This is a genomic window from Crenobacter cavernae, assembly GCF_003355495.1.
In the GTDB taxonomy this organism is placed as follows: domain Bacteria; phylum Pseudomonadota; class Gammaproteobacteria; order Burkholderiales; family Chromobacteriaceae; genus Crenobacter; species Crenobacter cavernae.
In genome coordinates this window covers 2,718,424-2,741,584 of record NZ_CP031337.1, presented here as the reverse complement: position 1 = coordinate 2,741,584, position 23,161 = coordinate 2,718,424, and the positions used below count along the sequence as shown (strand labels likewise).

At 64.1% G+C, this 23,161-nt stretch carries 23 protein-coding genes, 1 tRNA gene and 1 pseudogene; 11 read left to right on the top strand and 14 right to left on the bottom strand.

Features of this window, described 5'->3' with window-relative positions; all coding sequences use genetic code 11:
- Positions 1 to 33: 33 nt before the first annotated feature.
- The 6 genes from DWG20_RS13335 to DWG20_RS13310 all read right to left on the bottom strand — a co-directional run bounded on the left by DWG20_RS13335 (position 34) and on the right by DWG20_RS13310 (position 5,899).
- Positions 34 to 669 (bottom strand): response regulator transcription factor, encoded by a 636-nt coding sequence (locus tag DWG20_RS13335; RefSeq protein ID WP_115434261.1) that lies wholly within the window; start codon positions 667 to 669, stop codon positions 34 to 36.
- Positions 666 to 2,975, bottom strand: a complete 2,310-nt coding sequence (locus tag DWG20_RS13330) for an ATP-binding protein (protein ID WP_181880922.1) — start codon at positions 2,973 to 2,975, stop codon at positions 666 to 668. The genes DWG20_RS13335 and DWG20_RS13330 overlap by 4 nt, the downstream gene beginning before the upstream one ends.
- 159 nt (positions 2,976 to 3,134) lie before the next feature.
- The gene (gene msrA, locus DWG20_RS13325) at positions 3,135 to 3,671 is read right to left on the bottom strand and encodes a peptide-methionine (S)-S-oxide reductase MsrA (protein ID WP_115434259.1); all 537 of its coding nucleotides are present in this window, start codon (positions 3,669 to 3,671) and stop codon (positions 3,135 to 3,137) included.
- A 44-nt stretch (positions 3,672 to 3,715) separates the two neighbouring features.
- Positions 3,716 to 4,639, bottom strand: coding sequence for a histone deacetylase family protein (locus DWG20_RS13320; protein ID WP_115434258.1), 924 nt, complete (start codon positions 4,637 to 4,639; stop codon positions 3,716 to 3,718).
- A gap of 4 nt (positions 4,640 to 4,643) precedes the next feature.
- Positions 4,644 to 4,862 (bottom strand): DUF1653 domain-containing protein, encoded by a 219-nt coding sequence (locus DWG20_RS13315; RefSeq protein ID WP_115434257.1) that lies wholly within the window; start codon positions 4,860 to 4,862, stop codon positions 4,644 to 4,646.
- Positions 4,859 to 5,899: an HD-GYP domain-containing protein gene (locus DWG20_RS13310; RefSeq protein WP_115434256.1), complete on the bottom strand. Its 1,041-nt coding sequence runs from the start codon at positions 5,897 to 5,899 to the stop codon at positions 4,859 to 4,861. Before DWG20_RS13310 ends, DWG20_RS13315 begins: the two co-directional genes overlap by 4 nt.
- 121 nt (positions 5,900 to 6,020) lie before the next feature.
- On the opposite strand from DWG20_RS13310, the gene DWG20_RS13305 reads away from it, so the two are divergent.
- Positions 6,021 to 6,992 carry a tRNA dihydrouridine synthase gene (locus DWG20_RS13305; RefSeq protein ID WP_115434255.1) on the top strand — a complete coding sequence of 324 codons (972 nt, stop codon included), beginning with the start codon at positions 6,021 to 6,023 and terminating at the stop codon, positions 6,990 to 6,992.
- Between the two features lie 26 nt (positions 6,993 to 7,018).
- On the opposite strand, the gene DWG20_RS16175 is transcribed toward DWG20_RS13305, so the two are convergent.
- Positions 7,019 to 7,180, bottom strand: a complete 162-nt coding sequence (locus DWG20_RS16175; RefSeq protein WP_166726965.1) for a hypothetical protein — start codon at positions 7,178 to 7,180, stop codon at positions 7,019 to 7,021.
- An 11-nt stretch (positions 7,181 to 7,191) separates the two neighbouring features.
- A complete protein-coding gene (locus tag DWG20_RS13300; RefSeq protein ID WP_115434254.1) occupies positions 7,192 to 7,770 on the bottom strand; it encodes a LexA family protein in 579 nt (192 codons plus the stop codon).
- A gap of 198 nt (positions 7,771 to 7,968) precedes the next feature.
- On the opposite strand from DWG20_RS13300, the gene moaA reads away from it, so the two are divergent.
- The gene (gene moaA, locus DWG20_RS13295) at positions 7,969 to 8,943 is read left to right on the top strand and encodes a GTP 3',8-cyclase MoaA (protein WP_115434253.1); all 975 of its coding nucleotides are present in this window, start codon (positions 7,969 to 7,971) and stop codon (positions 8,941 to 8,943) included.
- 280 nt (positions 8,944 to 9,223) lie between these two features.
- Positions 9,224 to 9,478 carry a hypothetical protein gene (locus DWG20_RS13290; protein WP_115434252.1) on the top strand — a complete coding sequence of 85 codons (255 nt, stop codon included), beginning with the start codon at positions 9,224 to 9,226 and terminating at the stop codon, positions 9,476 to 9,478.
- Positions 9,479 to 9,500: 22 nt separating this feature from the next.
- On the opposite strand, the gene DWG20_RS13285 is transcribed toward DWG20_RS13290, so the two are convergent.
- Together DWG20_RS13285 and DWG20_RS16510 are read right to left on the bottom strand one after the other, a co-directional pair.
- The gene (locus DWG20_RS13285; RefSeq protein ID WP_115434251.1) at positions 9,501 to 12,263 is read right to left on the bottom strand and encodes a DNA translocase FtsK; all 2,763 of its coding nucleotides are present in this window, start codon (positions 12,261 to 12,263) and stop codon (positions 9,501 to 9,503) included.
- 276 nt (positions 12,264 to 12,539) lie between these two features.
- Positions 12,540 to 12,713: pseudogene (locus DWG20_RS16510) on the bottom strand (IS110 family transposase); the annotation flags it as partial.
- 544 nt (positions 12,714 to 13,257) lie between these two features.
- Here DWG20_RS16510 and DWG20_RS13275 point away from each other — a divergent pair.
- Both DWG20_RS13275 and DWG20_RS13270 read left to right on the top strand, forming a co-directional pair.
- Positions 13,258 to 13,461, top strand: a complete 204-nt coding sequence (locus DWG20_RS13275) for a cold-shock protein (RefSeq protein ID WP_115434250.1) — start codon at positions 13,258 to 13,260, stop codon at positions 13,459 to 13,461.
- Between the two features lie 235 nt (positions 13,462 to 13,696).
- Positions 13,697 to 14,029 (top strand): hypothetical protein, encoded by a 333-nt coding sequence (locus tag DWG20_RS13270; protein ID WP_115434249.1) that lies wholly within the window; start codon positions 13,697 to 13,699, stop codon positions 14,027 to 14,029.
- Positions 14,030 to 14,108: 79 nt separating this feature from the next.
- On the opposite strand, the gene DWG20_RS13265 is transcribed toward DWG20_RS13270, so the two are convergent.
- The 4 genes from DWG20_RS13265 to DWG20_RS16020 form a co-directional block, all read right to left on the bottom strand.
- Positions 14,109 to 14,306 carry a hypothetical protein gene (locus tag DWG20_RS13265; RefSeq protein ID WP_115434248.1) on the bottom strand — a complete coding sequence of 66 codons (198 nt, stop codon included), beginning with the start codon at positions 14,304 to 14,306 and terminating at the stop codon, positions 14,109 to 14,111.
- Between the two features lie 589 nt (positions 14,307 to 14,895).
- On the bottom strand, positions 14,896 to 15,561 hold the full coding sequence (locus DWG20_RS13255) for an SOS response-associated peptidase (protein ID WP_115434247.1): 666 nt from the start codon (positions 15,559 to 15,561) through the stop codon (positions 14,896 to 14,898).
- A 147-nt stretch (positions 15,562 to 15,708) separates the two neighbouring features.
- A tRNA-Thr gene (locus DWG20_RS13250) sits at positions 15,709 to 15,784 on the bottom strand.
- A 43-nt stretch (positions 15,785 to 15,827) separates the two neighbouring features.
- Positions 15,828 to 16,526 carry a hypothetical protein gene (locus tag DWG20_RS16020; protein WP_147289966.1) on the bottom strand — a complete coding sequence of 233 codons (699 nt, stop codon included), beginning with the start codon at positions 16,524 to 16,526 and terminating at the stop codon, positions 15,828 to 15,830.
- A gap of 138 nt (positions 16,527 to 16,664) precedes the next feature.
- Here DWG20_RS16020 and DWG20_RS13240 point away from each other — a divergent pair, with 138 nt between their 5' ends.
- The 6 genes from DWG20_RS13240 to serC all read left to right on the top strand — a co-directional run bounded on the left by DWG20_RS13240 (position 16,665) and on the right by serC (position 23,095).
- Entirely contained in the window at positions 16,665 to 17,468 is an 804-nt protein-coding gene (locus tag DWG20_RS13240; protein ID WP_115434245.1) for a basic amino acid ABC transporter substrate-binding protein, read from the top strand.
- Positions 17,469 to 17,593: 125 nt separating this feature from the next.
- Positions 17,594 to 18,337, top strand: a complete 744-nt coding sequence (locus DWG20_RS13235) for an amino acid ABC transporter permease (protein WP_115434244.1) — start codon at positions 17,594 to 17,596, stop codon at positions 18,335 to 18,337.
- A gap of 134 nt (positions 18,338 to 18,471) precedes the next feature.
- Positions 18,472 to 21,087: a DNA gyrase subunit A gene (gene gyrA / locus DWG20_RS13230; protein WP_115434243.1), complete on the top strand. Its 2,616-nt coding sequence runs from the start codon at positions 18,472 to 18,474 to the stop codon at positions 21,085 to 21,087.
- Positions 21,084 to 21,554, top strand: coding sequence for a PaaI family thioesterase (locus DWG20_RS13225; RefSeq protein WP_115434242.1), 471 nt, complete (start codon positions 21,084 to 21,086; stop codon positions 21,552 to 21,554). Before gyrA ends, DWG20_RS13225 begins: the two co-directional genes overlap by 4 nt.
- Before the next feature lie 8 nt (positions 21,555 to 21,562).
- Entirely contained in the window at positions 21,563 to 21,994 is a 432-nt protein-coding gene (locus DWG20_RS13220; RefSeq protein ID WP_245944726.1) for a PaaI family thioesterase, read from the top strand.
- 18 nt (positions 21,995 to 22,012) lie between these two features.
- Positions 22,013 to 23,095 carry a 3-phosphoserine/phosphohydroxythreonine transaminase gene (gene serC / locus DWG20_RS13215; RefSeq protein WP_115434240.1) on the top strand — a complete coding sequence of 361 codons (1,083 nt, stop codon included), beginning with the start codon at positions 22,013 to 22,015 and terminating at the stop codon, positions 23,093 to 23,095.
- The last annotated feature ends 66 nt before the right edge of the window (positions 23,096 to 23,161 follow it).

Here is a 23,161-nt window from a genome sequence, read left to right as displayed (position 1 = left end):
TTGTAACGGCAGCGGGTGGCGGCGCTCAAAGCCTTATTCCGGCCGCTTCTTGCCGGTGGCCTCCAAGGCCCGCAGGTAGAAGCGGATCAGGTCGGCCAGCGAGTTGACGTTGAGTTTGTCGAACAGGTTGGCGCGGTGCACGTCGACGGTGCGCGGCGACAGGTGCAACTGCTGCGCGATCTCCTTGCTCGACAGGCCGTCGGCGATCCGGTCGAGCACCTCGCGCTCGCGCGGGCTGATGCGCGCGAGCTGCTGCAGGATGTCCTCCGTCTCGGCGCGCTGCTCGTGCTGCTGGATGCACAGCCGGATCCCGCGCTTGAGGCCGTCGAGCAGGCGCAAAGGGTCGATCGGCTTGGTCAGGAAGTCGATCGCGCCGGCGCGGAAGGCGCGGCTGCATTCCTCGACGTCGCCGTGGCCGGTGATGAACAGGATGGGCAGCTGCATATGGCGCGCGTTCAGCATTTCCTGCAGCGCGAGGCCGGTGATCTGCGGCATGCGGATGTCGAGCACCAGGCAGCCGATCTCGCCGCTCTGGTAGTGCTGCAGGAAGCTTTGCGCGTTCGGGAAGCCGGTCACCTGCAGGCCCTGGGCGGCGAGCAGCATTTCCAGCGAGTCGCGGACGGCCGGGTCGTCGTCGACGATGAATACGGTCGGGGTTTGCGTTGTCATATTGTTCTTTCGCTAGCCGCTTGTTGGGCGAAGTGGCCCGGACTGAGCCGGGGCAGTTCCATGCGGAATTCGGCGCCGCCTTCGAGGCGGTTGCGCGCCGACAGCCGACCGCCGAATGATTCCACAATGCTGTGACAAATGGTCAGGCCGAGGCCCATGCCGTGCTGTTTGGTCGTGAAGAAGGGGTCGAACAGGTGGTCGAGCACGTCTTCGGGCAGGCCGCAGCCGTTGTCGCGCACGGTCAGGCAGACGCGGTCGTCGATCAGCCCGGTCTCGAGCGTCATCTCGCCCCAGCCGGGGCGCGACTGGACCGCGTCGATCGCGTTGCGGAGCAGGTTGAGCACCACCTGCTCGATCTGGATCGTGTCGGCGAACACGAGCGGCAGCCCGGGTTCGAGGTGAGTGGCGACGTGGATCTGGCTGGTGCGCAGGTCATACTCGGCCAGGGTCATGACGTTGGCGACCGACAGGTTGAGGTCGACCGGCACCCACTGCTGCTGCGACTTGGTGACGAAGGCGCGCAGGCGGTGGATGATCTGGCCGGCGCGGTCGGCCTGCGACACCGACGATTGCAGCGCCTTGATGACCATCTCCTTGTTCGGCTCGGCGTCGTCGAGGAAACTCAGCGCCGCCTGGCAATAGCTGACGATCGCCGACAAGGGCTGGTTCAGTTCGTGCGCGATGCCCGACGCCATCTCGCCCATGGTGTTGATCCGCCCGACGCGCGCGAGTTCGACTTCATGCTGACGCAGCCGTTTCTCGCTCGCTTCGAGCGCCTCGAGCATGCGCTGGCGCAAGGGGGCCGTATTGCGGAACGCCATCACCGCGCCGAACAGCTCGCCGCCGCGGTCGAACAGCGGCGACACGCTGCCCTCGATCAAGAGCGGCTCCCGGTCGGGCGGCGCGAGCACGCAGTTCTCGGCCAGGTCGACGCCCTGGCCGCGCTGCAAGCACAGCATGATCGGGTCGGCGACCGCCTGGCGCGCGAATTCGTAGCGCAGCTGCATCGTCTGGTACACCGGGCGGCCGACCGCGAACTCGGGGTCGATGCCCAAAAGCTTGACCGCCATCGGGTTCAGGTAGCGCACGCGCATCTGCGTGTCGACGGTGAGCACCGCGTCGTTGATCGCCTGCAGCGTCACCATCGCATGGCCGCGTTCGCGGTAGAGGTCGTCGACCGCGTCTTCGCGGTGGCGGCGTGTGCGCACGTTCTGCGCCATCACCACCGCCATCAGATAGCACAGCGCGCCCGAGAAGACGAGAGCCGCCAGGAGGATCGCCGGCTGGATCACGCCTTCCGGCACCTGCTCCTCGACCACCAGTTCGTATGGGAAGTAGGGGATGTCGACCGGCAAACGGGCGGATAGCTTGGGCAGCAGCAACACTTCGAGCGAACTGGGGTTGGCCGAGGGCATGGCCTGGTAGACGGTTTTTTCCAGCGGTGTCGGTGCGTCACCGTACAGCGACAGGCCGACGCTCAGACGATTGTTGAGCGGGTAATGCTGCTCCAGGAGGCCGTTGATGCGCACTATCAGCACCACCGATCCGGTCACCTGACCGGTCCGCTGCTCGGGCTCTTCGGGGGCCGGCGTGGTGCGGTAGATCGCGCGTACGTAACCGAGCGCCGTCTCGCCGTTCATCATCACGAACGGCGTCGTCACCTCGGTTTCTCCGCTGCGGAAGGCCTTCTGCAGTACCGGGCCGAACAGCTGGTCATTCAGCATATCGAAACCGGTCAGCGCGTCGTCTTCCTTGGCGAGTGCCGGCGCGGCGATCAGCCACGGAAAGTAGACTGCACGGTCAGGCGCCGGCACCCAGCCGCGACGGTTGCGCCAGTCGTTGGCGGTCGCCATCGGGTGGTCTTTGATATACGGCGCGCTCGGGTCGGTCAGCGGCAGGCTCTGCTCGAAGCCGGACCGCTCGCGGGCGGCCACCTTCGGCAGATAGCTCATCGTGTAGATGAAGGGGTAGCGACGCGACGCCTCGAGCGCGTAATTGTAGAAGCGGTCGACGCTGAGCCCGGGGTGGTAGCCGAGCATCTCGCTCAGGCCGAACAGCAGCGTCTCGCTGACCTTGAGGCGTGACTCCAGCTCCTGCTTGATCTGCTGCGCCGACTGCTGGAAGCCCTCGCGGTAGCGCTCGATCACCAAGGCATGACCGAACAGCGCCATGCCGGCGCTCAACGCGAGCCATAGCAGCAGCGCGAGCAGCCAGTGCTTGAGCGGCAGCTCCTGCAAGAGGGCCAGATGGGCTCGCAAGCGCCCTGGTGGGCGCTCGTTCTGGCCGATGGTCAGGTTGGACTTCATGGGCTGGCGTGATCGAGCGGAAGGCCGGGCGGTCGTCATCGACCGTCCGGCCTCCTGGAAGCGATACATTCGATCATTTATTTGTCATTATGTTTTATTGTAAATATTCATTTTAACTTAAACGGGTGACAAACCTAAGCGCCGCTGCGTCTTGGAAGATTATCGGCGCACGAGGCGGTCGGCGAAATGCTCGTCGAGCTTGCGGATCTTGGGCGCGATCACCGCCTGGCAATACGGCGCGTAGCCGTGCGCGTCGAAATAGCCCTGGTGCTCGACTTCGGCCGGAAAGAACTCGACGGCGGTCGTCAGTTCGGTCACGACCGGGCCGGCGAAACGTTTTTCGGCATCGATCGCATCGATCGCCGCCTGCGCGGCTTGTCGTTGCGCCTCGTCATGGTAGTAGATCGCCGAGCGGTACTGGCTGCCGACGTCGTGCCCCTGTCGGTCGAGCGTGGTCGGATCGTGGAGGGCGAAGAACACCGCGAGCAGCGTCGGGTAATCGATCATTGCCGGGTCGTATTCGATGCGCACCGCTTCGGCATGCCCAGTGTCGCCGCCGCACACCTGGCGGTAGCTCGGCTTGTCGACGTGGCCGCCGGTATAGCCCGATACGACCGAGTGGACGCCGGCAAGACGCCGGAACGCCGCCTCGAGGCACCAGAAGCAGCCGCCGGCCAGGGTCGCAAATTCCCTCATGATGCATTCCTTTGTCTATTTGGGGCTGTCGCCCCGGTATCCAGTCAGTCGGCGCAAGCCGCCGTTCCTGACGGCGCCCGACAGTAGACGTCGAGAGCGAGCCTGACGGTGTTCGTCTGGATGGCAACGGTCTCTTCGATCGGTTCGGCGTAGCCGCCAGCCATCGTTACCGCCAACGCCGCACCGTAAGCCCGACAGGCTTCAAACACTCGGCGGTCGCGCTCGGTCAACCCTGCGCCGCTGAGCGCAAGCCGGCCGAGCCTGTCGCCCGAATACGGGTCGGCGCCGGCGAGGTAGAACACCAGGTCCGGCCGCGCGAGCTCGAACAGTGCAGGCAGCGCGGCCGACAGCGTCGCGAGGTAGGCGTCGTCGCCGGTGCCGTCGGGCAGGTCGATATCCCAGTCGCCGTCGACCTTGCGGAACGGGAAATTCTTTTCGCCGTGCATCGAGAAGGTAAACACTCGCGGCTCGTTTTGGAAGAGCGCCGCGGTGCCGTTGCCTTGGTGGACGTCGAGGTCGATCACCAGCACGCGCCGCACGCGTCCTTCTTCGAGCATCAGGCTGGCCGCGACCGCGACGTCGTTGAACACGCAAAAGCCGCTGCCGCGGTCGGCGAACGCATGATGCGTGCCTCCGGCCAGGCTGATGCCGACACCGCCCGCCAGCGCGGCGCGCGCGGCGGCGACGGTGGCACCGGCCGAGCGCGCGGAGCGCTCGGCCAACTCGGTCGACCACGGAAAACCTATCTCGCGCCAGCGGGCCGGCGCGAGCGAGCCATCGAATACGCCGCGCACGTAGTCTGGCGTATGCGCACGGGTCAGTTCGTGAAAGGTGGCCGCCGGCGCTTCTTCCAGATACTCGCCGGCGAACACTTCGACCGCCTCGGCCAACATGCGGTACTTGCACGCCGGAAAGCGGTGTCCGTCGGGCAAGGGCAGGACGAAGCGGTCGGTGCGATAGATGCGCATCCGGCTAGAACGCCTTCACGAGCGCGAAGCGCGGCAGGTGCTGGCCGTCGATGATGACGCTTTCGTCGAACATCGCCGCCGGGCGCACCCACAGGCCGAATTCGCCGTACAAGGCCCGGTAGACAACCAAAGGCTCCTCGGTTTCCGAGTGGTGCGCGAGGCCGACCACCTCGTAAAGATTGCCTTTGTAGTGCCGGTAGATGCCGGCAACGGGCTGGGTCATTCCAGTCTCCAGAAAGGGATGAACAGGGGCAGGTGGCGCTCGCCGACCCTGAGCGTCACGTCGCGGCGTATGCGCTGGCCGGGCGACGAGGTCTCAATCAGCTTGGCTCCGCGGCTGAGCGTGGCTACCAAGGGCGTGGCCGCGCTTTCGGTCTGCTCGACCACGATGGCGGTCTGACCATTCTCCAGTTCGACGAAGCTGCCGGCCAGGAACACGCCGAGCGTTTTTAGCAGCAGCGACACATGGATCGGTGCGAACGGTTCGTGCGTCTGGTGATAAAGCTGCGACAGCGCTTGTTTGGGCGTCATGCGACTGCGGTAGCTGCGCGGCGTCAGCTTGGCGACGACGACGTCGAGCAGGTGCAGCAACTGCGCCGCCGGCACGATGCCCTCGTCAAGGAGGCCGAAAGGATAGCCGCGGCCGTCCAGCCTTTCGTGGTGCAGCAGCACCAGCGCGTGCAGATTGTCGTCCTCGACGCCGCCTTCGCGCAACAGCGCCGAGCTGACCAAGGGGTGCATGCGCAGCTGCATCCGCTGCAGCGACGAGGGGGGCGACTCCTGGCGCGCCATCTCGTTGTGCAGCGATGCTGCCCCCAGGTTCATGACCAGCGCCGCCATCGCCAAGCGGTGGACGTCTCCCTCGTCGAAGTTCAGCGCCTGCGCGAAACGGCACGCGAGCAGCGCGGTGCAGATCGAATGGTGTGCGGTGTAGTCCTGCCTCGGGCACAGCAGCATCGCCGCCACGCCGCCGTCGGGCGACTTCCGGTCGAGTTCGACAATGCGCCGCACCAGCGGCGCGAAGGCCTCGGCCAAGCCGAGCATGCCTGGCCCGAGCAGCAGCAGGCTGGACAGGTGGCGCGTCAGCGCCGGCACCTCTTCGAGCACTGTTGCGCGGCGCGGCGGTAGCAGCGGTAGATTGAGCACGGGGCGCCGGGAAAGCAGTTCCGCGCGGAAAGTCGCCTCGAGAAAGAAGCGTCCCGGTCCCACCTGGTGAAGACGATGGCGTATGAACAGGTTGTCCGGCAATTCGAAATCCATGAGATAGCCCCCGATACGCGTATGCCATCAGTAAAGGCCATGACGCAGTCATGGTGCAAGCCGGGACGTCCCTTTGCCGGTGTACAATGCCTCCTTTAAATTGATCGTTTCCGGAACCGGCATGAAGTTAACCCTCGCCCCGATGCAGGGATTGGCCGATCCGATCATGCGCGACGTGCTGACGCGCATCGGCGGCATCGACGAAGCGGTGACCGAGTTCGTCCGCGTCACCGATACCCTGCTGCCGACGCGTACCTTCATGCGCCTGTGCCCCGAGCTGAAGTCGGGTGGCCTGACGCGTGGCGGCGTGCCGGTCAGCGTGCAGCTGCTCGGCTCGGAGCCCGGCTGGCTGGCCGAGAACGCGGTGCGCGCCGCGGCGCTCGGCGCGCCGGCGATCGACCTCAACTTCGGCTGCCCGGCGCCGACCGTCAACCGCCACCGCGGCGGCGCGGTGCTGCTCGACGAGCCCGAGCTGATCCACGTCATCGTCAAAGCCGTGCGCGACGCGGTGCCGGCCGGCACGCCGGTGACCGCCAAGATGCGCCTCGGCTACGCCGACACCGCGCGCGCCTTCGACTGCGCGCACGCGATCGAAGCGGCCGGCGCCGACCTGCTAACGGTCCATGCACGGACCAAGGTCGAAGGCTACAAGCCGCCTGCCCACTGGCACTGGATCGCCCGCCTGCGCGAGGCGGTCAGCCTGCCGGTGGTCGCCAACGGCGAAGTGTGGACGGTCGACGACTGGCGCTCGATCCGCGAGCAAAGCGGTTGCGACCGCGTGATGGTCGGCCGGGGCCTGGTCGCCGACCCGGGGCTCGCCGGTGAAATCCACGTCGCCGCGAACGGTAAGGCGCCGGTGCCGCTGAGCTGGGTGGTCTTGCTGCCATGGCTGGAAGATTTCTTCGCGCAATGCCGCGCCGAAGCGGAGCATTACGCGGTGGCGCGGCTCAAGCAATGGCTCGGCCAACTCAAGCGTCGCCACCCGGAAGCGGAAGCCTTTTTCGCGCGGATCCGTACGTTGCGCGAAGCCGATGCCGTAGCCGAAACGCTCGCCAGCGCACGCCGGGAAGAAGAGGAGGGCGCGGCCGCCTGAAAGGTCGGCCGAGTCCCAGTGTGAGGTCAGACGAATTCGACCGGCACGAAAAAGTCGCGGCCGGTGCGTGACACCAGCACCTGTGGCCTGCCATGGCTCACGGTACGGAATACGCGCGGCAGACGGCGCCAGTCGCGGAACTTCATCTTGATTGCTTCGGCCATCGGTTCGGTTCTTTGGCTTGCCATGGTCGTCCCTCCTATTTCATCGGGTGGATCACGTTGGTGACCACCCCCCATATGAAGAAAGATGCGTCTTCCGTTACGGCGATCGGCGGGTAGGCCGGGTTGTCCGGCATCAGCCAGACACGTTCGCCGTCGCGCTTCAGGCGTTTGACCGTCAGCTCGCCGTCGATCACCGCGACCACCACCTTGCCCGGGCGCGGCTCGATCGAGCGGTCGACCAGCAGCAGGTCACCGTCGTGGATGCCGGCGTTGATCATCGAGTCGCCGCGCACGTTCACGAGGAAAGTGGTCTGCGGGTGGTCGACCAGAAAAGCGTTCAGATCGATGCCGGCTTCCTTGTGGTCGTCGGCCGGCGACGGAAAGCCCGCCGGCACGCGGCTGGCGAACAGCGGCAGCGACAGTCCGGACAACTGGTCGCTCAAGACGCGAAAATTGCTGACCTCGGCGCTTTTCACCGACAGCAACTGGCGGTAGTCTTCCAACCATTGATCCAGCACCGGGCGCAGGCGCTCCGGGATGCGGACCGCTACCGTCTTGTCGCCCTCGAAACGCGGCTTGCGACCGGCGCCGTCTCGTTTTCCGCCTTGGCTCATGCTGCTTTCCTTAACTGCTTGCCGTGAATTGATTGTGTACGATATCAAATCACAGGGCAAGCGCATTCTTTTTTGCCGCCGCAAACGTCATGATCTGCGGCGAAAATTTCCCCCACTCACAAGCCGGGTGTTTTCAGGGTCGGTTCCCGTTACAATGAGGGGGAACCATTAGAACGACATGGACAGGCACAACCCATCATGCTGGCGGACCGCTTCGGCCGTACCATCGAGTACATCAGACTCTCCGTGACAGACCGCTGCGACCTGCGTTGCAGCTACTGCATCCCGAAAGGCTTCAAGGGCTTCGAGGAACCGGAGAACTGGCTCACCTTCGACGAGATCGAGCGGGTGATCGGCGCGTTCGCGCGCTTGGGCACGCGCCGCGTGCGCCTGACCGGCGGCGAGCCGCTGCTGCGCCGCAACCTGCCCGAACTTGCCGGCCGACTGTCGGCCTTGCCCGGCCTGACCGACCTGTCGCTCACCACCAACGCCACCCAGCTGTCCAAGCACGCCGAGGCGCTGAAGGAAGCCGGCGTCAGCCGTCTGAACATCAGCCTCGACTCGTTGCGCCGCGATTGCATGGCCGACATCACCGGCCGCGACAGCCTGCCGGCGATCATGGACGGCCTGATGGCGGCCAAGGCCGCCGGCTTCGCGCCGATCAAGCTCAATATGGTCGCGATGCAGGGGGTGAACGACGGCGACATCGAAGCGATGGTCGGCTTCTGCATCGAACACGGCTTCGTGCTGCGTCTGATCGAGGCGATGCCGATGGGCGACACCGGCCGCAACGCGCACTACCTCGACCTGCAGACCGTGCTGCCGGGTCTGCGCGAACGCTTCGACCTGGTGCCGCAGACCGCCGAGCTCGGCGGCGGCCCGGCGCGCTACTGGAGCACGCCCGACGGCGGCTTCACGCTCGGCCTGATCACGCCGATCTCGCAGCACTTCTGTGCGACCTGCAACCGGGTGCGGCTGTCGGTCGACGGCACGCTCTACATGTGCCTCGGCCAGGAAGAGCGCTTCGAGCTGCGCCCGCTGTTGCGTGCCGGCTGTAGTGACGCCGAACTCGAGGCGGCGATCCGCGAGGCGATCGAACTCAAGCCGGAAAAGCACGAATTCCGCGAAAAGCCGGACAAGATCGTGCGCTTCATGTCGATGACCGGCGGTTGAGCACGAGGCTAGGCCCGAGCGCCGACCGCCGTCCCCGATACGACGAAAAGCTCGGCCAACCTTTGCTAAGGTTGGCCGAGCTTTTTCAATCCCTGGATTGCGGCGTGCGAGGTGACATAGAGATCGGAGCGGGCGGGGCCTTGGCTGGTCAGTTTCATGACGATAGGGTGATCGCTAACGCAATGGGAAAATCCATCCCGACCAAGAGGGAAGACCATCCGTCAGTCCTGCGCGCCTATACTTCGTCCGGACGCGTCACGCTACCTGCAAGGAGACCTTCATGCCCACCTTACTGACCCTCATGCCCGACGGCCTGTACGCCGTGGCCGTCGAAGAGGGGGGCAAAACGTCAACTTTCATGGTCGCTCGCGAGTTCATCGAGCAGACGCTGGGCGTCGGCGCGCCGGAACCGGGCGCTGCGCTGGCGCCGGAGCAGCTCGACAAGCTGGCGCGTGCCTGTCGCGACGCGGCGGTACCGCTGGCCGAAGACCTGGTCTTCTTCTCGCCCGAACCGACGAAACCCAACCCCAAATAAGCCCGCGCCCCCTTCGCGCCGATCAGAAGTTACGCTCCGGCACCAGCACGGTACGGTTGCCGTTGCTCTCCATGGCGCTGACGATGCCGGCGCCCTCCATTTCCTCGATCAGGCGCGCGGCCCGGTTATAACCGATGCGCAGATGGCGCTGCACCGAGGAAATCGACGCCTTGCGGGTGCGCAAGACGATTTCCACTGCCTCGTCGTACAGCGCGTCGGTTTCTGCGGCGGTCTTGCTGCCTTGCATCTGGGCGGCGTCTTCTTCGGCCTCCGCCTCGCCGCTCAGCAGACCCTCCACGTAATCCGGCTCGCCGAATTGCTTGAGGTGCTCGACGACCTGGTGCACCTCGTTGTCGGTGACGAAGGCGCCGTGTACGCGTTGCGGATAGCCGGTACCCGGCGGCAGGAACAGCATGTCGCCTTGGCCGAGCAGGCTCTCGGCGCCCATTTGGTCCAGAATCGTGCGGCTGTCTATCTTGCTCGACACCTGGAAGGCGATACGCGTCGGGATATTGGCCTTGATCAGGCCGGTGATCACGTCGACCGATGGCCGTTGCGTGGCGAGGATCAGGTGAATGCCGGCGGCGCGCGCCTTCTGCGCCAGGCGCGCGATCAGCTCCTCGATCTTCTTGCCGGCCACCATCATCAGGTCGGCGAATTCATCGACCACGACGACGATGAACGGCAGCGGGGCGAGCGGTTCGGGCAGGTCGGGGGTCAGGCTGAACGGGTTGCTAAGCCGCCTGCCTTCCTGCTCCGCCTTGAGGACCTTGTCGTTGTAACCGGCAAGGTTGCGCACGCCCAGTGCGCTCATCAGCCGGTAGCGGCGCTCCATCTCGCCGACGCACCAGTTGAGCGCGTTCGCGGCGAGCTTCATGTCGGTGACGACGGGCGCCAACAGATGCGGGATGTCGTTGTAGACCGACAACTCGAGCATTTTAGGGTCGATCATGAGGAAGCGGACTTGGTCTGGCGACGCCTTGTAGAGCAGCGACAGGATCATCGCGTTGACGCCTACCGACTTGCCCGAGCCGGTGGTGCCGGCCACCAGCAGGTGCGGCGCCTTGGCCAGATCCATGACGACGGGCTCGCCGGCGATATCCTTGCCCAGCGCCATCGTCAGCAGCGAAGACGACTGCTGGAAGACCTCGGTCGACAGGATTTCCGACAGGCGGATCATCTGCCGCGTCGGATTCGGCAGTTCGAGCCCCATGCAGGTCTTGCCCGGGATGGTCTCCACCACGCGGATCGAAGCCAGGCCCAGCGCGCGCGACAGATCCTTCATCAGGTTGACCACCTGGTTGCCGCGGACACCGACGGCGGGCTCGACCTCGTAACGGGTGATCACCGGGCCGGCGTACGCGTCGACCACGCTCACCTTGACCTTGAACTCGGCCAACTTCTCCTCGATGACGATGCCGCGTTCCAGCAGCAAGTCTTGCGAGCATTCGGCTACCGCGTCGTCGGCGGGATGGAGCAGGTCGAGCGGCGGCATGCAGGCGTCGCCATAAACGACGGGCAGCATCGCAAGATGTGCCGGAGAAGATTCGACGATGGTTTGCCTTGCTGGATCCTGGGCGTGGGGCTGCGTGGCAGAGTCTGTGGTGGGCACGCCGAAGTTCGTGGCCGTCGGAACGGGGTCGACCACTCGTTCGTCTATCTGAAGCCAGACTAAATCCTGCCCGGCAACAGGAGAGGGACTCGGCTCGATGCGCTGCTTTTCTTCGATGAACACCCACGGCATCGAAGAAGGGGGCGTTGATGGAGGAGGCGCCGGCGATTGACTTTCCACAGCCTGCACCCCGCCTTGGGCGGCGGGTACGGTAATCGGTTGCTGCCGCATCCCCTGGGTATTTGACGCGGGTGCCGTTGCTTCATTCGAACCAGAGACTACCGCGACTTGAGCAGTGGAGAGCGGAGCGGGAGAGGGCGCATTCTCCGATTCTTTGGCGGGCACGGCCATCGGCGATCCGGAAACCCTCACGGCCGGTGCGGGTTCCGTGCCGCCGCCAGAGAGGGGCACTTCCCGTGTTTGCGCTTCTACGGGCTTGGGAGGCTCGGCCAACGGCATGGCCGGAGCGACGACAGGTCTTTCGCGGGCCGGGTCGGACTTGACTGTGGGGCGGACAGGAGGAGAAGGCCATCCCCCGCGAGTCGCCTTGTCGGCCTGGACTTTAGGAGCGGCAACCCTCGGTTCGGACAGGATTCTGGAAACACTGCTTGCCGAAGAGGCCCCGGTCAAACGGTGACCATGAATCTGGCGGAGGCTGGCCCTGACCTCGTCGGGGTCAATGGCGGGCAACGCATTATCCTGGCCTGCAGACGCAGATTGTCCTCTCGGCCTCCCGTCGCGCCGTTGTCGAAAGGCACTTTGCAGGTTGCCTTGCAGCTCCGGTAGCTCGATGAGCGGCAGGTCTCTTTCTGCCGCCTCCGCTGGCATCTTGGACTGAAATCGCTGCTTCAGCCGGTCGTAATCGATGTCCAACTGCGGCATCTGATGGCTATCGGGCTCAGAGCGGGCAACGGTTCTTGTCGAACGTGGGGTCGGGTTGCCGGCGGCGGTTGGAACGTGACGCCTGGACGCGACCGGATCTTCGCACGAGGGGATGGCCCACTTAATCGGCCATTGCCCATCCCGGGCATGGCCGCCGCTGGCCCTGCCACGCCAGTCGAACCGTTGCAGAACCTTTCCCAGCGAGGTCCGACCCGTCCGGTCCAGCCAGATCACGCCACACACCAAACCCGCTACCACGACAAAAAAAGCCAAAACCCACACAGTCGACATCCAAAGTTTGGTTACGCCAAGGCCCCGTCACGACTCGGGCCACTCGAAACGGCAGACCAGCGGCAGGATTGTAGGGCTTTTTGCCGTCTATCTGAATCCGCAAGCAGGCATATTTCGCGCTTTTGGCCGGCGCAGGATTGAAGACGTGCCCGAGATGGCGTTAGACCTGACCGATTTTGTGGGTGGCACTTATTCATGAGCCTAACCACAGCATCAAGCGGAACATCTGCCAGGTGATATGCCGGCTGGCCTGCGGCGGCCATGCCTTCGGCCAAGGTGGGCGCTACCACACGCTTTCATGCCGACTAGACAGGGCGGCAGGTTGGCAAAGAACGCCGACAGTTGTGGGCAAGCTACCTGTTAGCGCAGCACCACCTTGCCATGCTCATCCACGCCGTGAACCTGAAACACGTTCTTGGCCAGATCCAGCCCGATCGTTCTAATGTTCATGGTGACGCTCCCTTCAATCGGTGAGTCGGTTGCAAACTCACTGTGGCACCGCAATGCCGGTTCAGGAAGGGGGCTTCCATACCACTGCAGCAACATGAGGAGGCAGGCCAGGAGCACGACGAACTCGAGCCATGCTCGGCGGCGGGCGCGGTGCTCGATCGCGTCGAAGGGTATCCGCCATTCCTACGGGCTGTAGCAGATGGAGCTGCCGTTGCAGTGCTTGGTCATGGCGGGCTCCGGAAAAGAAAAGCCCCGCGGGTGGGCGGGGCAGAACTCCATGCAAGATGGAGGAGAGAGGGTGGCGGCCCGGGCGTCTTATCCAAATGACCGAGGTCATGGAATCCGGGTCGCCGTACAATAAGTTTTTGATATTGTTTGACTGGCCTGGCTTAGGTGCGTATAACGGTGATGCAGGATCTTCAAGCGTAAACTTATCGTTACATCGTAAGCACCTCAAAACGGCACGCCTTGTTCCAATATCTATCCCTTGATCGTCATGCATCCCGAGCGAAAGCTCTTTATCTGAATAATTAAGGAATACATTATGGAAACCGGTACCGTTAAATGGTTTAACGATGCAAAAGGCTTTGGCTTCATCACCCCTGATGCAGGTGGCGATGATCTGTTCGCGCACTTCTCCGAAGTGAAGGCAGATGGCTTCAAGACCCTGCAAGAAGGCCAGAAGGTGAGCTACACCAAAGGCATGGGCCAAAAAGGCCCGCAAGCAACAAACATTCAGCCGCTGTAAGTCGCGCTGAATCGTTGCTCTACTAAGCCCCGCAGATGCGGGGCTTTTGCATTGCCGATCTCCTGCGCTGACCCACAAGGCAGTGAGCGTTGACCAGCCTGCGGTGTGCGGCGCGTACGCGGTGCGGATATATCGGGATGGCCAACCCCGCAAGAGGCTTCTAAGCTCAAAAACCTCCGAACAAGGCGGGAACGTTGTACCCTAGCCATCCAAAATTGATAGAGCGACCTGAAAAATGGAAAAGGCAATCAGACTGATCGGGGCGGCCCTTACGAAAAATGGGAAATACAAAATTTTTCTCGAGACGGACGATGAAGCAAGACAACCCATGGGAACGCGGGAGATTGACGCCGACGTGATTCGCTTGCTTTTCCCTGTCCCCCTTAACGACAAGGGGGATGCCAAAGAGCTGGAAAGCCGCCTTCACCAAGGGCTCACCAACGGGAAGAATGCCGAGGCCGTTAAAGTGCTCCACGACCTCATTACCATCGAGAAAGCCGTTCGCATCAAGTTAGGTCATATCACGCACATGAAGCCCTTGGCCGCTGGCAAAAAGCCTGCGAAGTAACGTCTGCTCTTGTTGGCATCGATGACCGTCCTGACGGTGTGCGCGGCGCGATGCCTGCTACTCCTTGCCAGACGTTCACTTATCTCCGCAGGGCGATCAGCAATGAGGCCGCGCGCAGCACCTGCGCCGGCCGCACGCGGATCTCACCGCAGCCGTTGATCTTGATGTCGATATGGAAGCCCTTCGCGACGGGGCGAACCGCGGCCCCCGCGCCGGCACCCTCCCGGTGCTTGGCCTTGAACGTCACGGAATCGCCTTTCTTTACTGCCTCGGTCATCTCTTTCTCCGGTTGGTTGTGCTGCTAGAAAACACCTGAGCTCCCCTCATGGAAGCCGCTCAGGTGACGGCCCTGTTGCCAAGGCCATCGGCACTACCTCATCAGCCGTTGGGCCGGGCCGCCGCTCGCCTGTGTACTTCGAATCCCTGATCTCTCGCTGATCCTGAGCGGCAACGGTGTTTGGTCGTCGCCGTCTCCTGACCCTTGCTGGTTGGCAGGTTCTTGCCTGGTGGCTCGCTCATTGCGCGCCTGCAGGACCGCAAGGAAGCCTCGTCGATGCTGTACACCTCCTGCCCGGACGCGTGCTCGGCCAACACCGCCATCATGCGGCGCGATAAGTCGCCATACAGCGTGTAGTTCGAGCTGAACACCGCGCGACGCCGTGGCGCTTGCACAGCGCAGCAATCTGGAATAACCGGCCGAACGCCGGGATACCCACGGCCGAGCGCGCTACCACGCAGCCGCCGTTATTGCTCAAAACGATCCACCACGCCGAACACCACAAGATCCTTATAGAGGCTTAAACTGATATCGTACAAATTCAAAATGCGCGGGATCGACTGGCCGGGGAAAGAGGAATAGGGAGGGTTTATGCGCCCGACAACGGCGCGACCAGGTCGGGACCGGCGTTGCGGACGTTACCGACCGCCGGCGACACCGGCCAGGCGCGCAGCCATTCGGATGGGCAGGGTTCGAGCAGGGAATGCAGGAGCGGTGGCGGTGCGTCCAGCGCCAGCCAGTCGCGGTAGTGCTCGGGCGGCAGGATGCAGGCGAGCCGGTCGTGGATCGGTCGCACCAGGTCATTGGCTGCCCCGACGATGATGCTGCAGCTGTCGAGCAACTCACCGGTGGCGGGGTCGGTCCAGCGCTCCCACAGTCCGGCGAACGCCAGCCCGTCGCCGGCGGCGTCGGTGATGAACCACGGCTGCTTGCGCGCGCCGCCGGTGTCCTGCCATTCGTACAGGCCGGACGCCGGGATGAGGCAGCGCCGCTGCTTGAACGCGGCGCGGAACGCCGGCTTCTCGGCTACCGTCTCGGCGCGCGCGTTGATGGTGCTGTAGCCGATCTTGCGGTCCTTGGCCCAGAACGGGATCAGGCCCCAGTGCGCGTCGACCACCTCGTAGCCGCCGGCGTCGGCCGAGCGGATGATCGGGATGCTCTGACTCGGCGCGACGTTGTAGCGCGGCGGCAAGTCGAGGTCGAGCTGATACCCGAGTTTGGTAAAGCGGGAGTAGATCGCGAAGCGGCCGCACATTGCAAGGCCTCCAGAAGATGGCTTCTGTATGGTAGGTGGCGGGGGGCTTATACGAAAATCGATACTCTTTTACACGCGCCATGTAAATGGCGTGCAAATGACCGGAATGCAAAACGGGCCTTGCAGCGCTGCAAGGCCCGTCGTATTTGGTGCCGGCGAAAGGAGTCGAACCCTCGACCTTCTGATTACAAGTCAGCTGCTCTACCAACTGAGCTACGCCGGCGTAGGGGTCGGATTATGCCGTGTGCGCAGACGCGCCGCAAGCGTTAACGACGACGTTTGGCTTTGGCCTCGGCCGGGTGCTTTGCCGGCTTCGCTTTGATCTGACGCTTGCCTGGCATCTTGGCGACATGCTTTGCCGACTTGCCCGCATGCTTCGTCTTGTGCGCTCCGGCCTTCGACGACCGCTTGGCCTGGCGGACGTCCGAGGTCCTAGAAACCTGGCGTTTTGCGGTTTTTTTCACGGTGTGCGACTTCTTCGCGTGGGTCGGCGTCTTGCCTCGGGAAGATTTCACCGCTTTACCCGCCGCCTTGCGTAAAGAAGCGGCCGCCTTGCGGGGGGCTTTCTTGCCGTGACCAGCCTGTGTCGCCTTTGCCTGCGGTCGTTTCAAATGCTTGCCAGGCGCCGCTTTGCGGCCGTGCGCTGCTTTTGCCTTGCCTGGGTGGGCCTTGCCGTGGCGACTCGCGCGCGAAGTAGTCGTCTTGCCGTGTTTGCCGGCCTTGGTGGCGGCTTTTACATAAGTGCGCTCAGGCTGGGCGGAAGCGTTGCGACTGACCGGACGTTCGGTAGCGGGGGCGGCTGCAGGTGCTGCCGCGCGCGGAGCGGCTTTCTTGGCTCGGGCCGGGGCGGCGGGCTGATAGTCGCCGGGCAAGGGAGCGTCTTCGAGCGACGCGAAGGCCGGCGTGGCGAGACTTGCGCCGAGCAGGCAGAGCGCGCAAAGACTTCTGAAATCTTTGAAATTCATGACGAAAGCGTAACCGTATACAATCTGCAATTTTAAGAAGGGAAGCGAAATTTATATTACCATGAAAGAGCCTTGCGCCCGGCCGGGCGCGAACCGGCTCCAATAAGATCAATCGACGCTATACGAGGGAGATCCCGCATGAATTTAAATAGAAGATGGGTTCTGGTAGGCATGGTCGCCGCCGTTCTGGCCGCCAGTGGGTGCGGCAAAAAAGACGAGGCGACCCCGGCCGCTTCGGCACCGGCCGCCGAAGCCGGCGTGAGGGAATACATCGTCGCCAGCGATGCCGCCTACGCGCCATTCGAATTCCAGAACGACAAGAACGAAGTGGCGGGTTTCTCGGTCGACGTCTTGTCTGCCGCGGCCGAAAAAGGGGGCTTCAAGGTCAAGTTCGTCAACACGCCGTGGGAAGGCATCTTCGCGACGCTCGAACAGGGTGACCGCGACATCGTGTCCTCGTCGGTCACCATCACCGACGAGCGCAAAGAGAGCATGGACTTCTCCGATCCTTACTTCGAGGCGCGTCAACTGATCGCGGTCGGCAAGGGCGTGGCCGGTGTGAAGTCGTTCCAGGACCTGAAGAACAAGAAGGTCTCGGTCCAGACCGGCACCACCGGCGACGCGGTGGTGCAGAAGTTGCTGGGCAAGACCAGCCCGGACATCAAGCGCTTCGAGAGCATGCCGCTCGCGCTCAAGGAAGTCGAAAGCGGCGGCGTCGAGGCGTCGGTCGGCGACAACGGCGTGGTCATCAACTACGTGAAGAACAACCCGGGCAGCGGGCTGGCCACCGTCGAAGACACGCAGAGCTTCAAGCCGGAATTCTATGGTTTCGCGGTGAAGAAGGGCAATGCCGAGCTGGTGCAGAAGATCAACAAGGGCCTGGCCGCGATCAAGGCCGATGGCACCTACGACACGATCTACAAGAAATACTTCGGTAGCTGAGTTCGGCCCGTCCCTTCGCGATCGCGCAGCGGCGGTTTTTCGACGCCCCGCACGGTATGCAAACCAAGAACGGCGGGGCCGGTCGCCCACGAGGCGACGCATACGATGTTCGCAGGGAGGACATCATGGAATTTCGCTGGCAGATGATCGCCGAGTATCTGCCCCTGTTTATCGACGGGATCAAGATGACGCTCGGCATCACCTTGATCGCCGTTTTCTTCGGGGTATTGATCGGGCTTTTCATGGGGGTAGCGAGGTTGGCCGAGGCCCGCCACGGCGCACTCAAATGGCTGCTCAAGTTCGGCGTGCGCTGGCCGGCTGCCGCCTACGTCACCTTTTTTCGCGGCACGCCGCTGTTCGTGCAGATCCTGTTGATCCACTTCGCGCTGATGCCGACGCTGGTCCACCCGGCCGACGGCCTCTTGATTAGCGGCGAACTGGCACGCGAAATCCGCCAGAACTACGGCGCCTTCTTCTCGGGCCTGTTGGCGCTGACGTTGAACGCCGGCGCCTATATCACCGAGATCTTCCGCGCTGGCATCCAGTCGATCGACAAGGGGCAGATGGAGGCGGCGCGTTCGCTCGGCCTGTCCTACGGCAAGGCGATGAAGTTTGTCGTCGTCCCGCAGGCCTTCCGGCGCATGCTGCCGCCGCTGGGCAACGAGGCGATCATGCTGTTGAAAGACAGCTCGCTCGTGTCGGCGATAGGGTTGGCCGAGCTCGCCTTTGCCGCGCGCACCGTCGCCGGCGTCTACTCGCGCTACTGGGAGCCGTATCTGACGATTTCCTTCATCTACCTGGGGCTGACCATGCTGATGGCGTGGGGCATCAGCCACCTCGAAGGCCGGCTGAGGATTGCCACCCGCTAGACGCGCAAAGCGCTATAAGCCGGCCCGCGGGCCGGCTTTTTTATTGTCATAAAGCTTGGCCGAGCCTGCCGTTATAGGGGTCGCCGTGGTAATATCCTCGGTATTTGCCATCAAAAGCGATTGCCCATTTACCCATGACAGATCAGCTTTTCGCCAAGGAAACGATTCCGATCAGCCTGGAAGAGGAGATGCGCCGCTCCTACCTCGATTACGCGATGAGCGTGATCGTCGGGCGCGCGCTCCCCGACGTGCGCGACGGCCTCAAGCCGGTGCACCGCCGCGTGCTGTTCGCCATGCACGAGCTGTCCAACGACTGGAACCGCGCATACAAGAAATCGGCGCGTATCGTCGGCGACGTGATCGGTAAATACCACCCGCACGGCGACACCGCGGTGTACGACACCATCGTGCGCATGGCGCAGAACTTCTCGCTGCGCTACCCGCTGGTCGACGGCCAAGGCAACTTCGGTTCGGTCGACGGCGACAACGCCGCCGCGATGCGGTACACCGAAATCCGCATGGCGCGCATCGCGCACGAACTGCTCGCCGACATCGACAAGGACACGGTCGACTTCGGCCCGAACTACGACGGCTCCGAGCACGAACCGCTGATCCTGCCGGCCAAGATCCCGAACCTGCTGATCAACGGCAGTTCGGGCATCGCCGTCGGCATGGCGACCAACATCCCGCCGCATAACCTCAACGAGGTGGTCGACGCTTGTCTCGCGCTGCTCGCCAACGGCGAACTGACCATCGACGAACTGATCGACATCATCCCGGCGCCGGACTTCCCGACCGCCGGCATCATCTACGGCACCGCCGGGGTGAAAGAAGGCTACCGCACCGGCCGTGGCCGCGTGATCATGCGCGCGCGCACCCACACCGAGCCGATCGGCAAGGGCGACCGCGAAGCGATCATTGTCGACGAGATCCCGTACCAGGTGAACAAGGCGCGCCTGTTGGAGCGCATCGGCGAGCTGGTGCGCGACAAGCAGATCGAGGGCATCTCCGACCTGCGCGACGAGTCGGACAAGTCCGGCATGCGCGTGGTGATCGAGCTCAAGCGCGGCGAAATGCCCGAGGTGGTGCTCAACCACCTGTACAAGCTGACGCAGCTGCAGGACAGCTTCGGCATCAATATGGTGGCGCTGGTCGACGGCCAGCCGCGCCTGTTGAACATCAAGCAGATCCTCGAAGAATTCCTGCGCCACCGCCGCGAGGTGGTGACGCGTCGCACGCTGTTCGAGCTCAGGAAGGCGCGCGAACGCGGCCATGTGCTCGAAGGCCTGGCGGTCGCGCTGTCGAACGTCGACGAGATCATCGCGCTGATCAAGGCCTCGGCCAACCCGGCCGAGGCCAAGGCCGGCCTGATGGGCCGTGCGTGGCGCTCGGGCCTGGTCGAAGAGATGCTGTCGCGCGTCGATCCGGCCAAGGCCCGCCCCGAAGGGTTGGCCGAGGCCTTCGGCCTGAAAGACGACGGTTACCGCCTGTCCGACACCCAGGCCCAGGCGATCCTCGACCTGCGCCTGCAGCGCCTGACCGGCCTCGAGCAGGACAAGATCGTCGGCGAATACCGCGACATCATGGACGTGATCCTCGACCTGATCGACATCCTCGACCGTCCGGAGCGGATCAACCAGATCATTTCCGACGAGCTGACCGCGATCAAGACCCAGTTCGGCGACGCGCGCCGCTCCGAGATCGAGCCGTTCGGCGGCGACATCAACATCGAAGACCTGATCACGCCGCAGGACATGGTCGTCACGCTGTCGCACGGCGGCTACATCAAGGCGCAGCCGGTCGGCGACTACCAGAGCCAGCGCCGCGGCGGCCGCGGCAAGCTCGCGGCGGCGACCAAGGAAGACGACTTCGTCGAGACGCTATTCGTCGCCAACACGCACGACTACCTGCTGTGCTTCTCCAGCCTCGGCCGCTGCTACTGGATCAAGGTCTACAACGTGCCGCAGGGCGGCCGCACCAGCCGCGGCAAGCCGATCGTCAACGTGCTCGCGCTCGCCGACGGCGAAAAGATCAACGCGGTGCTGCCGGTCAAGGAGTTCCGCGAAGACCAGTACGTGTTCATGTGCACCGCCACCGGCACGGTGAAGAAGACCTCGCTGATCGACTTCTCGCGCCCGCGCACCGCCGGCATCATCGCGATCAACCTGGATGACGACGACAAGCTGATCGGCGTCGCGCTGACCGCCGGCGCCGACCAGATCATGCTGTTCTCCGACGCCGGCAAGTCGGTGCGCTTCGTCGAGACCGACGTGCGCGCGATGGGCCGGACCGCCGGCGGCGTGCGCGGCATGGCGTTGGCCGAGGGGCAGCGCGTGATCTCGCTGCTGGTCGCCAACGACGACGCGCAGCAGGTGCTGACCGCGACCGAAAACGGCTACGGCAAACGCACGCCGGTCGGCGACTACCGCCTGACCAGCCGCGGCACGCAGGGCGTGATCGCGATCGACACCGGCGAACGCAACGGCAGCCTCGTCGCCGCGATCCTGGTCGAGGAAAGCGACGACGTGATGCTGATCACCACCGGCGGCGTGCTGATCCGCACCAAGGTCGCCGAGGTGCGCGAGACCGGCCGTGCAGCGCAGGGCGTGCGCCTGATCAACCTCGACGAGGGCGAGAAGCTGATCGGCATCGAAAAGGTCGCCGAAGCCGAGGAAGACGAGATCCTGAGCGAAGCAGCCGAAGCGGCTGACGGCGAAGCCGGTCCGGCCACGGAAGACACCGACGCATGAGTGCGACGCCGGCCAACCCCGCCGTCTTCGAAACGCTGAGTGCGATCTTCGCCGGCCTGCCGCACTGCAAGACGCTCGGTTTCGAGTACGTCGGCTGCGACGGCATCAGGCCGACGCTCAGGCTCGAATGGCGCGCGGACCTGGTCGGCAACCCGGCGAGCGGCGTGGTCCACGGCGGCGTGATCACGTCGCTGGTCGATACCACCAGTGCGATCGCAGTCGCCGCCAGGTTGGCCGAGCTCGAAACGATCGCGACGCTCGATTTGCGCATCGACTACCTGAAGGCCGCGGCCCCGGGCAAGGCGATCCACTGCACCGCCGAGTGCTACCGGCTCGCCGGCCAGGTCGGCTTCACCCGCGCCGTCTGCTACCACGACGACCCGAACGACCCGATCGCGCACGGAGTCGCGACCTTCATGCGCGAATCGAACCCGCGGCCGATGTGGCGCGAAGGGGCAGGCCAATGAGCGCCTTCATGGAACGACTGCTCGAGATGCGCGATCAGAAGCGCTACCGGGACATCATCGATGAGATTCCGTACGCGAAGCTGATGGGCGTCGAGTTCGCCGAGGACGACGCGGGCGAACTGCTGTTTTCGCTGCCGTTCGATCCCAAGAACGTCGGCAACACCACGCTGCCGGCGCTGCACGGTGGCCTGATCGGCGGCTTTCTCGAAAACGCCGCGATGCTGCACCTGATCTGGAACCGCGAATCGCTCGAGACGCCGAAGATCGTCGATTTCTCGCTCGACTACCTGCGTTCGGGCCGCGCGCAAACGCTGTACGCGCGCTGCGCGATCACCAAGCAGGGCAAGCGCGTCGCGCACATGCTGATCGAGGCGTGGCAGGACGATCCGGCCCGGCCGGTCGCCGTCGCGCGCGCCCACTTCCTTTTGCAAACATCCTGAAAGTTGGAGACGCTCAAGATGGCCAAGGTGTACAACTTCTCCGCCGGCCCGGCGGTCCTGCCGCACGCAGTGCTGGCCGAAGCGCAAAGCGAGATGCTCGACTGGCACGGCTCCGGCATGTGCGTGATGGAGATGAGCCATCGCGGCAAGGAGTTCATGGAGATCATCCACGACGCCGAGCACGACCTGCGCGAACTGATGGCGATCCCGGCTAACTACAAGGTGTTGTTCCTGCAGGGCGGCGCCAGCCTGCAGTTCGCGATGGTGCCGCTGAACCTGCTGGGCGACAAGGGAAGCTTCGACATCGTCGACACCGGCCACTGGTCGCGCCTCGCGATCAAGGAAGGGCGCCGCTACGGCAAGGTCAACGTCGTCGCCTCGAGCGAGGACCGCCACTACAGCTACGTGCCGACGCAGGATGCCTGGCAGTGCGATCCTGACGCCGCGTATCTGCACTACACATCGAACGAGACCATCGGCGGCCTGCAGTTCGACTTCGTCCCCGACGTCGACGTGCCACTCGTGTGCGACATGTCGTCCGACCTGCTGTCGCGCGAGATCGACGTCAGCAAATACGGCCTGATCTACGCCGGCGCGCAGAAGAACATCGGCCCGTCCGGGCTGACGCTCGTCATCGTGTGCGAAGACCTGCTCGGCAAGGCTCACGCCGACCTGCCGACCATGCTCAACTATCAGACGCACGCCGACGCCGACTCGATGTACAACACGCCGGCGACCTATCCGATCTACATCGCCGGCCTGGTGTTCAAGTGGATGAAGGAGCAGGGCGGCGTGAAGGCGATGGCGTCGCGCAACACCGAGAAGGCCGGGCTGCTCTACCACGCGATCACGTCGAGCGACGGCTTCTACAGCACGCATATCGAGGCGCCTTACCGCTCGCAGATGAACGTCGTGTTCAAGCTGAAGAACGAGGCGCTCGACGACGCCTTCCTGTCCGAGGCGAAGAAGAACGGCCTCGTGCAGCTGAAGGGGCACCGCGCGGTCGGCGGCATGCGCGCGTCGATCTATAACGCGATGCCGATCGAAGGCGTGAAGCAGCTGGTGCACTTCATGCTCGACTTCGCGCGCCAGCGCGGCTGAGCGCGGCGCGACCTCGGCCAACCTCACGAACCCGCCGTCGGCGGGTTTTTTATTGCCCGAAGGTCG